Annotated in this window: 14 protein-coding genes; 4 read left to right on the plus strand and 10 right to left on the minus strand. The window is 68.7% G+C overall.

Translation table 11 applies throughout. The features are described from left to right. Positions 1 to 7: 7 nt before the first annotated feature. Positions 8 to 706, minus strand: coding sequence for an ABC transporter ATP-binding protein (locus LGM71_RS32820; RefSeq protein ID WP_059607770.1), 699 nt, complete (start codon positions 704 to 706; stop codon positions 8 to 10). A gap of 10 nt (positions 707 to 716) precedes the next feature. Further along, positions 717 to 1,922, minus strand: coding sequence for an efflux RND transporter periplasmic adaptor subunit (locus LGM71_RS32825; protein WP_226118665.1), 1,206 nt, complete (start codon positions 1,920 to 1,922; stop codon positions 717 to 719). Between the two features lie 175 nt (positions 1,923 to 2,097). Between LGM71_RS32825 and LGM71_RS32830 the strand changes: the two genes are divergently transcribed. Next, the gene (locus LGM71_RS32830; RefSeq protein ID WP_226118667.1) at positions 2,098 to 2,526 is read left to right on the plus strand and encodes a hypothetical protein; all 429 of its coding nucleotides are present in this window, start codon (positions 2,098 to 2,100) and stop codon (positions 2,524 to 2,526) included. A 78-nt stretch (positions 2,527 to 2,604) separates the two neighbouring features. On the opposite strand, the gene LGM71_RS32835 is transcribed toward LGM71_RS32830, so the two are convergent. Continuing rightward, the gene (locus LGM71_RS32835; protein ID WP_226118669.1) at positions 2,605 to 3,372 is read right to left on the minus strand and encodes a Mut7-C ubiquitin/RNAse domain-containing protein; all 768 of its coding nucleotides are present in this window, start codon (positions 3,370 to 3,372) and stop codon (positions 2,605 to 2,607) included. Positions 3,373 to 3,468: 96 nt separating this feature from the next. Here LGM71_RS32835 and LGM71_RS32840 point away from each other — a divergent pair, with 96 nt between their 5' ends. Further along, a complete protein-coding gene (locus LGM71_RS32840) occupies positions 3,469 to 4,338 on the plus strand; it encodes an NAD(P)-dependent oxidoreductase (RefSeq protein ID WP_059607766.1) in 870 nt (289 codons plus the stop codon). 71 nt (positions 4,339 to 4,409) lie between these two features. Further along, a complete protein-coding gene (locus tag LGM71_RS32845) occupies positions 4,410 to 5,051 on the plus strand; it encodes a LysE family translocator (protein ID WP_124628550.1) in 642 nt (213 codons plus the stop codon). A gap of 73 nt (positions 5,052 to 5,124) precedes the next feature. Here LGM71_RS32845 and LGM71_RS32850 read toward each other — a convergent pair whose 3' ends face one another. Continuing rightward, positions 5,125 to 6,402 carry an MFS transporter gene (locus tag LGM71_RS32850; RefSeq protein WP_226118672.1) on the minus strand — a complete coding sequence of 426 codons (1,278 nt, stop codon included), beginning with the start codon at positions 6,400 to 6,402 and terminating at the stop codon, positions 5,125 to 5,127. Between the two features lie 97 nt (positions 6,403 to 6,499). Between LGM71_RS32850 and LGM71_RS32855 the strand changes: the two genes are divergently transcribed. Further along, positions 6,500 to 7,420, plus strand: coding sequence for a LysR family transcriptional regulator (locus tag LGM71_RS32855; RefSeq protein ID WP_059607769.1), 921 nt, complete (start codon positions 6,500 to 6,502; stop codon positions 7,418 to 7,420). 204 nt (positions 7,421 to 7,624) lie between these two features. On the opposite strand, the gene LGM71_RS32860 is transcribed toward LGM71_RS32855, so the two are convergent. From LGM71_RS32860 to LGM71_RS32885, 6 genes are all read right to left on the minus strand, one after another. Continuing rightward, entirely contained in the window at positions 7,625 to 8,458 is an 834-nt protein-coding gene (locus LGM71_RS32860; RefSeq protein WP_226118674.1) for an OmpW/AlkL family protein, read from the minus strand. A gap of 16 nt (positions 8,459 to 8,474) precedes the next feature. After that, the gene (locus tag LGM71_RS32865) at positions 8,475 to 9,716 is read right to left on the minus strand and encodes a DUF2957 domain-containing protein (protein WP_124628543.1); all 1,242 of its coding nucleotides are present in this window, start codon (positions 9,714 to 9,716) and stop codon (positions 8,475 to 8,477) included. Between the two features lie 161 nt (positions 9,717 to 9,877). Next, a complete protein-coding gene (locus LGM71_RS32870; protein WP_226118676.1) occupies positions 9,878 to 11,296 on the minus strand; it encodes a DUF2957 domain-containing protein in 1,419 nt (472 codons plus the stop codon). Between the two features lie 427 nt (positions 11,297 to 11,723). Next, complete coding sequence (gene argC, locus LGM71_RS32875) at positions 11,724 to 12,674, minus strand: N-acetyl-gamma-glutamyl-phosphate reductase (protein ID WP_059682880.1); 951 nt, start codon at positions 12,672 to 12,674, stop codon at positions 11,724 to 11,726. Positions 12,675 to 12,861: 187 nt separating this feature from the next. Beyond that, on the minus strand, positions 12,862 to 13,434 hold the full coding sequence (locus LGM71_RS32880; RefSeq protein ID WP_044846329.1) for a flavodoxin family protein: 573 nt from the start codon (positions 13,432 to 13,434) through the stop codon (positions 12,862 to 12,864). Between the two features lie 229 nt (positions 13,435 to 13,663). Next, positions 13,664 to 14,266 carry a YbhB/YbcL family Raf kinase inhibitor-like protein gene (locus LGM71_RS32885; protein WP_059608516.1) on the minus strand — a complete coding sequence of 201 codons (603 nt, stop codon included), beginning with the start codon at positions 14,264 to 14,266 and terminating at the stop codon, positions 13,664 to 13,666. Positions 14,267 to 14,300: the final 34 nt, after the last annotated feature.

Here is a 14,300-nt window from a genome sequence, read left to right on the forward strand (position 1 = left end):
CCGTCCGTCAGACGGCGTGCCCATCGATCAGCTCCCCTTTTTCCAGATGCACGACCGAGCGCGCGGCGGCGGCCGCGTGCGCATCGTGGGTCACCATGATGATCGTCTTGCCGAGCTCGGCGTTCATCCGCTGCAGCATCGCGAGCACGTCGGTGGCCGATGCGCGGTCGAGGTCGCCGGTCGGCTCGTCGGCGACGATCAGCACCGGATCGGTGATCAACGCGCGCGCGATCGCGACGCGCTGCTGCTGGCCGCCCGACAGCTCGGACGGGTAATGGGTTTTCCGGTCGCCGAGATTCACCATGTCGAGCACCATCTCGACGTGCTCGCGCCGTTCGCGGCGCGACAGGTGCGTGAGCATCAGCGGCAGCTCGACGTTCTCGAACGCGGTGAGCACGGGCATCAGGTTGTAGAACTGGAAGATGAAGCCGACGTTCGCCGCGCGCCATTCGGCGAGTTGCGCCTCCTCGAGCCGCGAGATGTCGAGGCCGCCCACGCGCAGCTCGCCGCTGTCGGGCCGGTCGATGCCGGCGATGAGATTGAGCAGCGTGCTCTTGCCGGAACCCGACGGCCCCATCAGCGCGACGAAGTCGCCTTCGCCGATGTCGAGCGTGATGTCGGTCAGCACCGGCACGATCTGGTGGCCGCGCCGGTACGACTTCGCGACGTGGCTGATCTCGACGAGCGGCGGCGAGGCGTCGTTCACGCGCGCCACGCTACTTCTTCGCGACGGTCACTTTCGCGCCGTCCTTCAGCTTCGCGCCCGGCGCGAGCACGACCGTGTCGCCGGGCTTCACGCCGCGGATCGCGACGAGTTCGCCGATCCGCGCGCCCTTGGTCACCGCCGTTGCATGCACGGTGTCGTCCTTCACGACGAACACGACCGGCCGGCCGTCGCGCTCGACCACCGCGCTCGCCTGCACGGCGGTCACCGGCTGCCGGTCCTGCGGCGAAGCAGGCTTCGACAGGAACGCGATCTTCGCGCTCATGTCGGGCAGCACGCGCTCGTCGCGGTCGACGAAACGCACCTTCACGAGCACCGTCGCCTTCGAGCGGTCGACGGTCGGCACGATGCGCGACACGCGGCCCGCGAAGCGCATGTCGGGCAGCGCGTCGAGCTGGATCTCGCACGGCTGCTCGGCGCGGATCTTCGCGATGTTCGATTCGGCGACGTCGGCCTCGACCTCGAGCGTCTCCATGTCGGCAATCGTCACGACCGCGCCCTTGCTGTCCGACGCGGACGAGAACGGCGTGATGTTGTCGCCGACGTTCGCGTGCTTTGCCAGCACGATGCCGTCGAACGGCGCGCGGATCACCGTCTGATCGACCGCGACCTGCGCGGCCTGCGCATTGGCCTCGGCGGACGCGATCGCGGCCTCGTCGCTGTTGACCGATGCGCGCGCCTTGTTCACGCGGGCCGTGTCGATGTCGAGCTGTGCGGCCGGCACCGCGCCCTTCGGCGCGAGCACGGCGGTGCGGCGCAGCGCGATCTCCGCGTCCTTCAGCTCCGCCTGAGCGACGCCGAGGTTGGCGCGGGAGACTTGCGCCTGTGCGCGTGCCTGCGCCAGCGACGCTTCCACGTCGCGGCTTTCGAGCCGCGCGATGATCTCGTCCTTTTTCACGCGCGTGCCTTCGAGCACGCCGAGCCATTCGACGCGCCCCTGGCCTTTCGACGCGACCGCGGCCTTGCGCTGCGGCACGACGTAGCCGGTCGCGTTGAGCTGGGTGTCGTTCTGGTACGGGTAGGCGGACGTGACGGCGGTCGTGTCGACCGTCGGGCGGCCGGTGAGCGCCAGCACGGCAACGATCGCGACGATGACGAGCGCGGCGGCGACCGCATAGCGGACCCACCGGCGCCGGCGTGGCGCGGTTGCGACGGGACGCCGGTCGATTTTCAGTTTGTCCAGATTGTGATCGGGCAATTTGGGCGCCTCGCGACGGCGGCGGTCTGTGACCGGCCGCGTCCGGTTGGGACGGAAGGAGGCCAGTATAGCGTCGCCGCGGCGGGCGCGAGAGACGGTTTGTCGGACGATTGATGCACGTCCCGCGGCGCGTCGCGCGGGCCCGAAACCGGCTCCCCCCGGGGAAACCCGAAGGATGCAAGCCGCATGTCAACTCGTCGCGCGGGCGATGCGTTATGGAGCCAGTGCATCAGTATTTGTCGAGGCGGAAAGGCATGAGCCGGGCCGCCCGGCGGCGACCGGCGATCCGGCGCGACTGATGTTCCGATGCGGATGCCTCGCATCACTTACCGGTACGTTTGATTTTTTCTCCGCTAAAGGAAGAACAATGAAGAAGACGCTCGCTTCGATCATGACCGCAGCATTCGCTCTCGCATCGGTTTCGGCATTCGCACAGGAGTCGGCGTCGGCTCCGGCAGGCGCGATGGCACCCGCTTCCGCACCGATGAAGAAGGATCACAGCAAGCCGAAGCACCAGCTGAAGCAGCACGGTTCGGCAAAGGGCAAGGCAAAGGCCGCAGCCGCTTCGGCCGCCGGCACGAACGACGCGGGCGCAGCGAACTAAGCGCGCTTCCCCGGCGCTGGCGCTGCCAGCCATCCGTCGCGAAACCCCGCACGCTTCGGCATGCGGGGTTTTGTTTTTTCAGGCGTCCGCCGCGTCCGGAACGTCGAGGGCACCGGGCGGCGGCGCGCGCATCGCGTCGACCACCGCGCGCATCCGGCGCCAGTGCGATCCTTCCCAGAACACCCGCTGGCACACGTCGCACGCGGCAAAGCGCCGGTGCCGCTGCCGGACGCCGGCCGGCACGCGCGGCGCGGCGTCCGCCGCGTCGAGCGCGTGCAGCGGCGCGTTGCAGCGCAGGCACAGCCGGAACGGCCACATGTGCGGCGCGAGGTCGAGCCGCGCGAACAGCTCGCGCAACTGCGCGTCCGGCTGCTGCGCGTGCAGGTAGCAGCCGCGTGCGACCGCGCGGCGCTTGAGCAGCTCGCGGTCGCGCGTCAGCACGATCCGGCCTTCGCGCGAGGCGAGCGCGACGAGTTCGTCGTCGCGGTAGTGGTTGTCGTAGCAGGTGTCGAAGCCGGCGAGGCGCAGCAGCTGCGCAAGGCCGCCGAGGTGCGCGTCGGCGACGAAGCGCCAGCGGTCCGGTTGCGGCTGCGGGGATGCGGCCGACGGCTGCGCGCGCTCCGGATGGATGTCGACGCGGTCGCCGTCGCCGAGCGGCCGGTCGAGGGCGGACGGTGCGCCGTTCACGCAGAGCCGGCCGATTTCCGTATGCGGCACGCCGAGCGCCTCGATCGCATGTTTGACCGTCGCGTCGCGGGAAAACGCGTGCGCGAACGCGCGCTCGCGCTGGGCGCGAGCGAGAAATGCGTTCAGTTCACCGTGGAAGCGGAAGATCGCGGTCGCCATCCGGGCAGTATCGCACCGCGTGCAGCCGGTCGCCGGGGCTGCAGGTCACCGCCATCTGTGTTTAACTCCACGCTTCACGAGCGAAGGAGCGGGGAAATGGATCTCGGATTTATCGGGCTGGGCGAAATGGGGCAGGCGATCGCGACGAACCTGCTGAAGGCGGGGCATGACGTGCGGGTCTGGAACCGGTCGCGCGAGCGCGCCGAGCCGCTCGCCGCGCTCGGCGCACAGATCGTCGCGACGCCTGCCGACGCGTTTCGCGGCGATGCCGTTTTCTCGATGCTCGCCGACGATGCCGCGGCGCGCGAAGTATTCGACGACGCGCTGCTCGCGCAGGCGCCGCGCGGCCTGATCCACGTGAACATGGCCACGGTGTCGGTTGCGCTCGCCGAGTCGCTCGCGCACGCGCATGCGTCGCGCGGCCTCGCCTACGTCGCCGCGCCCGTGATGGGGCGTCCGGACGTCGCGGCCGCCGCGCGCCTGACGATCATGGCCGGCGGCCCGGCCGAGGCAATCGACCGCGTGCAGCCGCTGTTCGACGCGATCGGCCAGAAGACCTGGCGCTTCGGCTCGCTGCCGCAGCACGCGAACGTCGCGAAGATCGCCGCGAATTTCACGCTCGCGTCGGCGATCGAGACGCTCGGCGAGGCGTCCGCGCTGCTCGGCGCGCACGGCGTCGCGATGCGCGACTTCCTCGACGTCATCACGAACAGCGTGTTTCCGGGGCCGGTCTACGAAGGCTATGGCGGGATGATCGCCGAGCGCAGCTACGAGCCCGCGCGTTTCAAGGCGCGCCTCGGGCTGAAGGACGTGCGGCTCGCGCTGCAGGCCGGCGACGCCGCGTCGGTCCCGCTGCCGGTGGCGAGCGTCGTGCGCGACAGTCTGCTCGATGCGCTCGCGCACGGCGGCGGCGAACAGGACTTCGCGGTGCTCGGCGAAGTCGCGCTGCGCCGCGCGGGCCGCTGAGCCGGCGCGGGACAGACACGCCGCGTGCGCGGCATAATCGACGTTTCGTTTCTCTTTCGGTCGGGGTGGTCATGAACCTGCATACGTGGTGGCTTTTCGTGGCGACGGTGTTCGTCGTGTCGGCGATTCCGGGTCCGAACATGCTGCTCGTGATGACGCACGGCGCGCGGCACGGGCTGCGGCGTTCGGCGTGGACGATGGCCGGCTGTCTCACCGCGCTGGTGCTGATGCTGTCGGTGTCGGCGGCGGGCCTCGGTGCCGTGCTCGAGGCCTGGCCGGCGATGTTCAACACGTTGCGCTTTGCGGGCGCGGCCTACCTGATCTACCTCGGCGTGAAGGCGTGGCGTGCGCGCGTCGACGACGAGCAGCCTGCCGCCGACGTCGAAACGGTGTCGCGCCAGGTCGCGTCGGCATCGCGCTCGGCGCTGTTCCGCAACGGTTTCCTGGTCGCGGGAAGCAACCCGAAGGCGATCCTGTTCGCGGCCGCGCTGCTGCCGCAGTTCATCAACGCATCCGAGCCGACGCTGCCGCAGTTCGGCATCCTCGTCGTCACGTTCGCGGTGATCGAGGTCAGCTGGTATCTCGTCTACGCGTCGTTCGGCACGCGCATCGGCGCGACGCTGAAGAGCCAGAGCGTCGCGAAGGTCTTCAACCGGCTGACGGGCGGCATCTTCGTCGGCTTCGGCGCGATGATGGCGCTGGTCCGTCACTGAATCAAGCCTGCGCGGTCCGCCGGACGCCCCGCACCTCGTCAGAGGGCGGGGCGTTTTCCTGTCCGGGCCCGCGTCAAGCGCGCGGCCATGCGGCGGCGCCGGCCCGGCGGCTCGCCGACAAGCCGAATGCCGCGGCCGCGCCTGCGAATGCGAAGCCGACGCCGCACACGGCGCTCCACCCGCCCCACGCCCATGCGCTGCCCGCGAGCGCCGCGCCGAGCGCCCCGCCGACGAAGAACAACCCGACGAACAGCCCGTTCAGACGCCCGCGCGCGGCCGGATTCAGCAGGTTGATTTCCCGGCGGCCGATCGTCTGGTCGACGATCACGCCCGCGTCGAGCAGCGCCGCGCCGCTGGCCAGCAGCGCCAGCGCGAGCCCGCGGTGCGCGTGCGCATCGAAGCCGAACCAGCCGGCGCCGGCGATGCCGAGCACGGTGAGCGCGGCGAGCATCGTCACGTGCGCGATGCGCTGCGCGGCCGGGCCGTGGCCGCGATCGCCGGCGCGGCCGGCCAACGGCGTGACGATCGCACCGCTTGCGCCGGCGAACGCGAACAGCGCGATTCCATGCAGGTCGAGGCCGAATGGCGGCTGCGCGAGCCGCAGCCCGACGGCGGTCCAGAACGCGCTGAACGCGGCCATCGCGAGCGCGGCCGACAGCGCATGTCGGCGCAGCACCGGTTCGTCGGCCAGCAGGCGGCCCATCGACGCGAGCAGCGCGCGATAGCCGGCCGTCACCGGCGGCACGCGCGGCGGCAGGCGCCGCGCGAGCACCGCCGCGATCGCCGCGTTCGCGAGCGCGGCCAGCGCGTAGAACGCGCGCCAGCCGGCCGTGCCCGCGATCAGGCTGGCGAGTGGCCGCGACAGCAGGATGCCGAGCATCAATCCGCTCATCACGTTGCCGACTGCCCGCCCGCGCTGCGCTTCGGGCGCCATCGACGCGGCCATCGGCACCAGCATCTGGATCACGCTCGACGCGGCGCCCGCGGCCAGCGTCGCGAGCAGGAAGACGGTGCCGGACCGCGTGAACGCCGGCAGCGCGAGCGCGGTCGCGCACGCGACGAGCGTCGCCACGATCAGACGGCGGTTCTCGAGCAGGTCGACGAGCGGCACCAGCAGCACGAGGCCCGCTGCGTACCCGAGCTGCGGCAGCATCGCGACGAGGCCCGTGAGGCCGGGCGGCAGCTGCAGGTCAGCGCTGATCGGGCCGGTCAGCGGCTGCGCGGCGAACAGGTCCATCACGATCACGCCGACCGTCGCGGCGAAGAAGAGCGTCATGCCTGCACTGAGCGCGGGCGGTGCGCCGCGCGCGGGGTGACCGGCGGGCGGGCAGGAATCGGCAGGGCAGTTCATCGAAGGCCTCGGGTCTTGAGCGAAGGAAGTCCCATCGTAGGCGCCCGATGTTTATGCGACAATTGAAATATGTCTAACATGATTATGCGAGTTTGCTTTGAATACGCGTGATCTCCAGGCGTTCGTCGCGGTGGTCGACAGCGGGTCGATGGTCGCCGCCGCCGCGAAGCTCCATCTGACGCAACCGGGCCTCACGCGACGCGTGCAGAACCTCGAGACGCTGCTGGGCATGCCGCTGCTCGAGCGGCAGAGCAAGCCGCTGAAGCCCACGGCCGCCGGGCGCGACGTCTATGCGCTCGCGCGCAACGTGCTGGGTGCGGTCGACGAATTGATGGCGGCTGGCGCACCCGACAGCGAGCCGTCAGGCGAACTGCGCATCGGCGTGCCGCCGTTCCTGTCCGAGCTGGCGCTCGAGCGGCCGATCGACCAGCTGCGCGACACGTTTCCGCGACTGACGCTGCGCGTGACGGCAGGCTGGTCGCCGGCGCTGGTGCAGGGCATCGAACGCGGCACGCTCGATGTCGCGACGGTCATGGTGCCGACCAGCGCGGCGCTACCCGACACGCTGACGGCTACGCTGCTCGGCACGCAGCCGACCGTGCTCGTCGCCGCGCGCGACTTCCCGCTGCCGGACGGCCCGCTGTCGCTCGACGTGCTGTCGGGTTTTCCGTGGGTGCTGAGCCAGGACGGCTGCGGGATGCGTTCGGCGCTGAGCCGTGCGCTCGGCGCGGCCGGGCTGCCGTTCGACGTCGCGGTCGAGGCGTTCGGTTCGGAGTTGCAGTTGTCGCTCGTCGCGCGCGGTGCGGGCATCGGGATCGCGTCGCCAAATGCGCTGGCGCGCAGTGCGCATCGCGATGCACTGAGGGTGGTGGAAACGGCGGGACTGGAGACGCGGATCAACGTGTGGATCGTGCACGGTGCGTTGCCGGGCCGCCTGACACGGCCGGTCGCGCTGCTGCGCGATGCGCTGGGAGCGGTGCTCGACCGGGAGAACGAGAAGGGGTCGGATGCTAACTAGCGCGCTAGAGTGCGCATTCGAGGGAAAATCCTGATTTTCTCTACGGAAATGTTGCAATGCGGAAATCAATTCGCTATAGTTACACCTGTCTCCTCCATGTCTCCTCTGATATGGATTCAGCCCGCCTCTTAGGCGGGCTTTTTTTTGCCCGCGTTTTTTGCGCGGGCCATCCATTCGTCCTCTGTCCGTCCTCCGTTGTCGGCGTCAGAACTTGTAGGTCATCCCGACATAGCTGATGATCGGGTCGGCTTTCAGGTCCGATTTCGACTCGGCGAGCACCGTGCCGTCGGCCGCCTTGATCGTCACCGTCGACGTCGTCTTCAGCGGGATGTACGTCACCGACGCGATCAGCCCGAAATGCTCCGTCATGTTGTACTGCAGGCCCGCGTTGAACACCGGCTGCCACGACGACGACGCCTTCGCCTCCACCGATGTCGTACCCGGCTTGCCCGCGCCCGCCGCGAGAATCGCGCCGAGGTTGTCCTGCGTCTGCTTGATGAAGTTCGTGTTGAGCTGCAGGTCGCTGAACCAGTTGTACGACACGCCGAGGCCGAGGAACGGCCGGAACTTCGCGGTCGCCTGTCCGAAGTAGTACTGCAGCAGCACGGCCGGGCTCCACTGCCGCACGCTCTTCACGATCGGGTTCACCGACGCCAGCCCGATGTTCTGCGTGCCGAGCGCGCCGGCCGGGCCGGGCGGCTTGATCGTGCCCTGGCCCGACACCTTGAACACCGGCGGCACGCCTGCCACCGACGTGACCGCGATGTGGTCGGTCAGGAAGTGGCTGACCGTCAGGCCGACCGTATCGGCACCGCTCGTACGCAGCCCGGTGCCCGGCGACGTGAACGACGGCGGCAGCCGCAGCGGCGTATTGATCGGCGTCGGCGCGACGTTGGTCGTCATCGGCGTGCTGCTTTGCTGCGGCATCACGTGGAACCAGCCCAGCGTGACGACGTTGCTGCCGGCGCTCTGCGCGTGCGCCGCGAGCGGCGCCAGCGCGGCGGCGCCGGCCGCCGCGCAAAGAAGGGTCCTCTTCATCACGGCTTGCCTCCGCTTACTGGACGAACGCGCCGATCGTGAAATACGGCGTCGAACCCGCGTTGTCGAGGAAACCGAACACGCCACCCGTGAAGATGAACTTGCCGGTCGGCGACGTGCTGCCCGAACCCGTGTGGATCGTCGTGACCGTGCCAGGCACCTTCTGCGTGTAGTCCAGGTCGAGCGCGGTCGCGAGCGATGCCTGCGACGGCTGGAACGGATCGAGCAGCGTGGCCTGGTTGTTGATCAGCGCGGTGGTCCGGTAGTCGAACTGGCTGTCGACGCCGATGTATTCGCCGTTCTGCGAGCCGGCCGCGATCGCGGTCTGCGGCGAGAGGATCGAGATGCTCGATTCGTCGTCGGCGGTCAGGCCGGGCACGCCGTTGCTGTCGGGCGTCGGGTTCGGGTTCGCGACGCCCGTGCGCACGAGGATCGGCACCAGCTGGTTGCGCAGCTTGCCGACGATCATGAAGCCCTTGCCCTGCGGCGTCGCCGACAGCGTCGGCTTCAGCTGGCTCTGGTAGTTGTTGCTCTGGAACGCGCCGCTGCCGTCGGCCGACTGCACGAAGTTCGTGCCCTGCTGCATGCACGCGCCGCCGGCGAACTGGCCGGTCGTGTCGCACTTGGTCCACGTGCCGTCCGCGTTGATCGTCACCTTGGCGTCGATCGACGCCGGCGCGAATTTCTGCGACGGCACTTCGCCGAAGCCGATATGGCTGTACGTGCCCGCGACCTTCGTGATGTCGGTTTCGATCGACGAGAAGCCGATGAACGGGTAGTACGGGAATTTCGTGTCGGGCACCGCGGCCTGGCCGAGCACGCCGTCGAACTGGATCTCCTTGCCGGGAATCGTGCCGCCCGCCACGCCGAAGCCGACGAAGATGCGCGCCGGGCGCGACGCATCGAGGCTCGCGCCATTCAGCCGGAACGCGCACTGGTTCAGCTTGTTGGTCGGCAGCAGCGTTTCCTGCGTGAGCGTGCCGCTGTCGACGGTGCCCGCGCGGGTCGGCGTGACGGTGCCGGTCTTCTGCGGAACCGCCGATTCGACATAGGTGACCTGCCAGGTCATCTTGGTCGTATCGAGCTGGACCTTGGCCAGTTCGCCGCTGCCCGCGCCGCCGGTAAACACGGTGCTGTAGTCGAGCGTCGCGGGGCAGAGCCGGTCTTCGACGAGCGGAGGCGGATTGTCGCTGCCGCCACCGCACGCGGAAAGAAGGGGGGCGGCAAGGGCCGCCGCCAGAACGAGGTTGCGCTTCATGTTGCTCCTCCAGATTTGTCTTGTCAGGCGGCCGGCTCCCTGTCGACCGCTTCTGTTGCTTGTGCTTGTGCTCGTGCTGCCTGCGCCGTGCCGGGCGCCGTCGTTTCGTGCCTTCCCTGCATCCCGCGGCGGCGTATCGAGCGCCGCCGCGTCCCCGATCGTTACTTGCTGATCTGTGCGCCCACGCCGAAGTACGGTGTCGACGACGTGCTCGAGTTCGCCGACGTCGACGTGACGCCGCCATTCACCGCGCCCTGGATGAGCGCCGCGTACAGGCCGCCCGTCGCGATCACCACGCCCGATGCGGACGGATAGGTCGCGCCGCTTGCCGGCGTCGTCGTCGTGTTGAGCAGGCCCGGCGTTCCCTGGCCGTAGTCGAGCGTGAAGGCGTCTTCCTCTGCCTGCGTGGTCGGGTTGATGAACGACGCGTTGCTGCCGCGGATCAGTGCGGCCGTGTACTTGAAGTTCGAATCGGCGCCCGCGTAGCCGCCGTCGATCGCGCCCGACTGGATCGCGCTCGCCGCGCCGAGCACCGCGATGCCCGATTCGTCGTCGACCTGCGCGTCGGCATGCAGCGGCGGCGTGCCGAGGTTCACGTTGCCCGTGCGCACGACCACCGGCACGGTCGCGCCGTTGAGCTGGCCGATCACCATGTGCGCGGTGGCCGACTTGCCGGTTGCGCCGATCAGCGGCAGCTGCGTTTGCGGCAGGATCTGCGGCGCCTTCGCGCTGTTGAGGTAGCCGCCGGTCGCGTTCACTGTCCATGGATCGCCGGTCGTCTGGCAGCCGCCGGCATTCGTCGACGTGCATGCGCCATTCGCGTCGAACGTCTCGCTCGAATTCGTGCCCTTCGTCGCGTAGTTGCTCGACGGCACGAGGTGGTAGATCAGCGCGTTGTACGTGCCCGGCAGCTTCGTGAGGTCGGTCGTCGTGTTCGCGAAGCCGAGGAACGGATAGAAGTCGAAGTGGCGGTTCGGCACCTGGCCGACGTTCTGGATCACGCCCGGGATGATCGTCAGCCCGTCGTACTGAACCGTCGCGCCGGGGATGCCGCCGCCGGCCACGCCCATGCCGACCAGCAGCATCGGCGGGTTCGCCTGGTTGAAGTCGGCGGCCGTCGAGTAGGTCGAGCCGTTCGGTGCCGTGCCCGAACCCGGCGTGAGCACGAACGCGCAGCGCGTCTGTTCCGCGGTCGGCAGCGTGCCGGTCGGCGGGTGGACGACCTTGCCGGTGATCGTGGTGCCGGCGCGGCTCGGCGTGACCGTGCCGGTCGCGAGCGGAATCGGCGACTCGAGCCACTTGAGCGTGTAGGTCATCGCGACCGCGTCGATGTTGACGCTGACGATCTCGCCGCTACCGGCGCCGCCGAGGTACGTGCTCTTGACGATGTCGGCGTCGGCCGGGCACAGCGCGCCGTTTATGGGCTGCGACGGCGGCGGCCCTTGCGTGCCGCAACTCGATCCGGAACATTGGGGTGCCTCGATCGGCGCGGGCGCGCCGCCGTCCCCTCCACCACAGGCAATCAGGAAAGGGGCGATGGCAAAGGCCGTTGCCACCCCCTTCGATAAGGCGTGCGACATGCCGCTGTCTCCAATCGTTTAATTGTGCGAGCTAATGTCGCTGTCTGGATTTTTGCTGTCAATTGATGAACTCGTCTAAAAAAGACGATTGAAACAGCGTGCGCGCGATGAATCCTTGCAGGATCGGGATTTCAGTAAGAATTAAAACGCGTGAAGGGTGCTAGAGTGCTGCCGAAGTGGGGTGGCTGCCACGCACGCAGGGCTCTCGAGGCCCTCACGCGTATAACGGCAGCGTTTAAAGCGGCGGTATCCGGTTTATCCCTATTCGGGATTGACTGGAGAAAATTGGGGTAATTAATTCATCGGTAATCGCGCAATGGAAAGCTTGTAAATATTTGTAAATGCGCGAACCGGATTTTATTGATTGCCTGATACGGGAAAATAAAAAGCCGGCCAGCGGCCGGCTTTGCATCGCATGCAAGCGCAATCAGCGTTTGAGGCCTGCATCCTCGGCGGCGCCGATGTTGAGGTTCATGCACTGGATCGCGGCGCCCGATGCGCCCTTGCCCAGGTTGTCGAGGCGCGCGACCGTGACGAAGCGCTCTTCGTTGCCGAACACGAACAGGTCGACGCGGTTCGTGTCGTTGTTCGCCTGCACGTCAAAGAAGCCGCTGTCGAGGTTCGCATCCGCGTTGAACGGCGCGACGCGCACGAACGGTTCGTCCGCGTAGTACTCGGCGAACACGCGCTGCACGTCCTGCGGCGTCGCGCGCTTCGCGAGCTGTTCGGGCGAGAAGTAGGTCGTCACGGCAAGGCCCTTCAGGAACGGGCCGACGATCGGCGTGAAGATCGGTGCGTGCGCGAGGCCCGTGTGCGCGGCCATTTCCGGCAGGTGCTTGTGCGCAAGCGCGAGCGCGTACGGACGCGGGCTCGCGAGCTTGCCGCCCGGCGCCGCGTTCTCGTATTCGGCAATCATCGACTTGCCGCCGCCGCTGTAGCCGGTGATCGAGTAGCTGTGCGCGGCGAAGGTCGGCGCGACGATGCCGGCGTCCACGAGCGGACGCATCGCGAGCACGAACGCCGATGCATGGCAGCCCGGCACGGCGATGCGCTTCGACGTGCGAATCTTCTCGCGCTGCGCGCGCGTCAGTTCCGGCAGGCCGTACGCCCAGTCGGCGTTCGTGCGGAACGCGGTGCTCGCGTCGATCAGCGTCGTGTTCGGGTTCTCGACCAGCGATGCCGATTCGCGCGACGCGACGTCCGGCAGGCACAGGAACGTGACGTCCGATGCGTTGATCAGGCGGCGGCGCTCGTCGACGTCCTTGCGCTTCGCTTCATCGATGCGCAGGATCTCGATGTCGTTGCGCGCCGACAGGTATTCGAAGATCTTGAGGCCGGTCGTACCTTCCTGGCCGTCGACAAAAACTTTGGTGCTCATTTCGTTCTCGCTGAATGAAACGGGAGCCGCGGCGCCCTGAAACCGCCATTTTAAGACCTCATCCGGCGGGCCTGCACCGCACGGGGCGAAAAAAAGACGGCCCGCGGGCCGTCTTGTACCGCTCTCGCGCGCCTGCGCGGCATTGCCGCGTCACCGGCGGCGCGACCGGGCGTGCGTGCCGCCGCGTTCAGCGTCCGCCGGCCAGCCAGCGGGCGGTCGCCTCGGCGACGCGCCGGCCGAACGCCTTCGCGGTCTCGAGATCGCCCGGCAGCGGGCCCTCGTCGGGCGTCGCGTCCGCTGGCGACTGCGCGAGCAGGCCCGTGAAGCCGCCGACGTAGTTGATGTCGTTGCGGGTGGCCGCCTTCGAGTTGGCCGGCATCATGCCCGTGCCGACCCACACCATCCCATGCTGCATCGCCAGTGTGACGAAATACTGAATGGTCGAGAACTTGTCGCCGTTCATCGTCGCGGAGTTCGTGAAGCCCGCGGCGATCTTGTCCTTCCATTTCTGCGTGAACCACGGTTTCGACGTGGCATCGGCGAACTGCTTGAACTGCGCGGACGGGCCGCCCATGTAGGTCGGCGCGCCGAAGACGATCGCGTCCGCCGCGTCGAGCGCGGCCCAGCCCGCGTCGTCGAGTTCGCCGACGGCGATCAGGCGTGCGGTGGCGCCGGCGTCCTGCGCGCCTGCGTGGACGGCGTCGGCCAGTTTCTGTGTGTGACCGTAGCCGCTGTGATAGACGATGACGATGTTCGACATGAAGCGTTCTCCGGAAGGGGACGAAACGGCGGGCGTCGCGGCCTGCCGCGTCACGCGCCGCGGTCGGGCGGCGCGACGGATGCGCGGCGGGATGCCGCGACCGGTGACGCCGAGTCTAGCAAGTCGAAATGACGGGGGAAAAGCGCGCAGGCGAGGCGGGGAAATTCGCGGGCGCGGGAGAGGGAGGCCGGAGACACGCGCAACGGGGCAGGCGGCGGCGCGTGAGCGCTCACTGGCCGTAAGTGACCGTGAGCCGCGCGGTGCCGATCGTCAGCGTGCCGATCTCGTGCTCGAACATCGGTGCGGGGCGTCCTTGCGCGACGCGCAGGTCCGTGCCCTTCAGCGCATAGACGGTGATGACGTAGCGGTGCGGCTTGCCGGGGGGCGGGCACGGGCCGCCGTAGCCGTCGATCCCGAAGTCGTTGCGCGCCTCGCTCGCGCCGATGCGGCGCAGGAGGCCCGACGCGCTCGCGTCGGCCGGCAGGCTCGTGACGCTTGCCGGGATGCCGGCGACGGCCCAGTGCCACCAGCCGTGCCCCGGCGCATCCGGATCGAAGATCGTGATCGCGTAGCCCTGCGTGCCGGGGGGCGGGTTGCGCCAGCTCAGTTGCGGCGAACGATTGGCGCCCTTGCAGTCGCCTCGGTCGAACACGTTCGCGGCGCCGACGCGGCCGCCGGCCGTCAGGTCGTTGCTCGACACGGTGAACGGGCCTTCCGCCCGCGCGGGCAGGACGGCGAACGCGACGCACGCGGCGGCGCAGGCAAGGGCGGCGATGAACGGCGAAGGACGACCCGGGGACGCAGGCGAAGTGATCCGGCGATCCACACGCATATGGCGCTTCTCCCGTCACGTGGGCCGGACCGAT

Source organism: Burkholderia sp. AU33545 (assembly GCF_020419685.1).
Taxonomy (GTDB): Bacteria; Pseudomonadota; Gammaproteobacteria; order Burkholderiales; family Burkholderiaceae; genus Burkholderia; species Burkholderia diffusa.